The following is a 2,627-nucleotide window of genomic DNA, read 5'->3' on the forward strand; positions in this document are numbered from 1 at the left end:
TACAGGTTTCGATCTTGACCAGCGGGTCACCCAACTTGTCGATCGTCTGTTGGTGATACTGGTTTGCAAAGAGGTCATTCTTAATGGCGCTGCGTTTCTTCATGGTGGTTAGCTCAGTAGACCAGCTTCCGATAACTTTATCAGCAAAATCAAACTCGGCTTAGGTTTTTCGAGGTGCCCTACCGTTAGTTTGGTTGATTATCAGAAATTGTATTGACCGGCCGGATATCTCCGGTATCACCATCCATTTCAAATACCTCCCACCACCATCCAGTACCTGATATCGGTATATCATATTCGCTAACTTTGGTGTCGCCATCTTTGTCTTTTTGGGCAACAACTACCTTAGCATTAGATTTAATAATTTGCTCTTCATTGCTAAAATTATGAACCGCAAAACGATAACGCCCTGGATTTAACCGTTTAATGGTAATCGTTTCAGGGCCAAAGCCATTTTTCACATCAATATCTAGCATTGCACTGCCATCAGGTGTTTTGCTATTATAACTTACATGGAATCGTTGACCTTTATCTGTATCACCCCATAAATAAGCGTCCAAATCGCTAGGCTTCGGACCCCAAGATAAAACAATACGCGCATAATCATTACCCAACTCAGGTATCAGAAGAATTCTCTGTAACTGCTGTTCTGGATTGGTAATGTCAAGTTTATAATCAATATATTTATTCGCCTTGGTTTTCAGGGTATAACGTTGGTCAAGCACATCAGAGATAGAAAATTTTCCACCTGTTCCGCTTGTCACCTTATATTTAGGTTTTGAATCACTATCGGAGGTATAGAGTCCAACTTCTGCCCCTTCAATTGGTTTATCGGTTGTCGCATCTGCAACGACGCCGTTTAAGTTAAACTTACGAAGAAAATTGACTTTTTTATTTGCATCAACCGCTTCATCATCGCCTGTTTTAGCCGAAACCTGTACCTCAGTAACGGTATTTGTAGTACTGGTCAAGGTGATTTTAGCTTTACCTTCAGGGTCAGTTTTACTCTCACCTTTATCCGATAAGGTAACCTTATTACCGGCATTGTGCTGCCATTTTAAGGTAATCTCCGGCACCGGATTATCGTTGGCATCCTTAACCACCGCGGTAAAGGTAAAGTTATCGTTACCATTAGCCACTTTACTGGTATTATCACCATCCAATGTCACCTGTTTTAATACCGCGGTGTTACTATCCGCGATTAAAGTAACATCAGTTTTGATAGCGAATTCCTTGTCATTAACCTTCACCTTAATGGTATTGACACCGGCCGTTTTTCCTTTCAATTTAGCGGTATAAACTCCTTTATCATTCTCTTTAACTTCATCGAATTGACTGTTCGCCAGACTGGGCTCAAATTTCACTACTTGGCCTTCAATCGGATTATCATTAGCATCCATCAATGTTAACTTTAAGGTTGAAGTCTGTTTATCATCAGCAACAATAGTGGTAGGCTCGGCGACGAGTTTGGATTTATCTACGCTAGGATTTTTGCTATCTGCCGTTAAAGTTACTGTTACCGGCGCAAGTTTTAACTCTAATCCATTGAATTTAGCCGTTATGCTGATGTCTCCCGCTTGGGTGCCAGTCAGTTTTGCGCTATAAACCCCCGGCTCCTGCTCGGTGAATGCTTCTAGCTTAATTTTACTGTCTGCTGGTTCGGTACTAAAGACTACTTTATCCGGATAACCGGTAATTGGATTATCTTTAATATCGATTAAGGTTAGCTTCAAGGTCGTGCTATCTTTACCATCTGCGACAATAGTAATAGGCTCGGCAGTTAGCTTGGATTTGTCTAAACTTGGATTACTGCTATCGGCAGTTAAGGTTACTTTAGCCGCATCTTTAACCGGCAACACAACGTCATTAACTGTAACTTCAATAGACGTTTCACCAGCGGTGCTACCAGTCAATGTGGCAGTATAAATACCGTCACCGTCACCCTCATCCTTAACCTGATCACTCACATGACTATTTTTTAAGCTACTCTTAAACTTAACTACTTGGCCTGCCAGCGGGTTATCATTCACATCCAGCAAGGTCAATTTTATTGTCGAGCTAGCTTTACCGTCAGCAACAATGGTTGTAGGATCGGCTTCTAATTTAGATTTATCGTTACTGGGGTGCTTGTTATCGGCAGTTAAGGTTACTTTAGCACTATTTTTAATCTGCAATACTGCCCCATTAACTATGACTTCAATAGATGTTTCACCAGCAGTGGTACCGGTTAATGTAGCAGTATAAATACCGTCACCCTCATCCTTAACCTGATCACTTGCATGACTATTTTTCAAGCTACTCTTAAACTTAACTACTTGGCCTGCCAGCGGGTTATCATTGACATCCAACAAGGTCAATTTTATCGTCGAGCTAGCTTGACCATCAGCAACAATGGTTCACGAGTTTCGCACAAAACTAATTTGGGTACGCTAATAAAACACGGATGTGCTCAGCAATAGCATTTTTGATTACGTCCCAATTTTGTTGATAAAGGGTTATTTTTTCAGATATACGACGTTTATGTTGTTCAAACCACGCAGAAATAGCGAGAAAAATATGATTTCTTTGCGCTCGGCTCGTGCGAGCCTGACAGCGTTCAATACCACAATTTTGTTTAACTTCTCGAT

1 protein-coding gene and 1 pseudogene are annotated in these 2,627 nt (G+C 41.1%); both read right to left on the reverse strand.

Annotation, left to right across the window (positions count from 1 at the left end):
• Window positions 1–185 precede the first annotated feature (185 nt).
• Window positions 186–2,393: an invasin domain 3-containing protein gene (locus CBG25_RS07290; protein WP_290605690.1), complete on the reverse strand. Its 2,208-nt coding sequence runs from the start codon at window positions 2,391–2,393 to the stop codon at window positions 186–188.
• Between the two features lie 22 nt (window positions 2,394–2,415).
• Window positions 2,416–2,627, reverse strand: a pseudogene (locus CBG25_RS07295) (hypothetical protein); the annotation flags it as partial.

The organism is Arsenophonus sp. ENCA, assembly GCF_002287155.1.
GTDB classification, from domain to species: domain Bacteria; phylum Pseudomonadota; class Gammaproteobacteria; order Enterobacterales; family Enterobacteriaceae; genus Arsenophonus; species Arsenophonus nilaparvatae.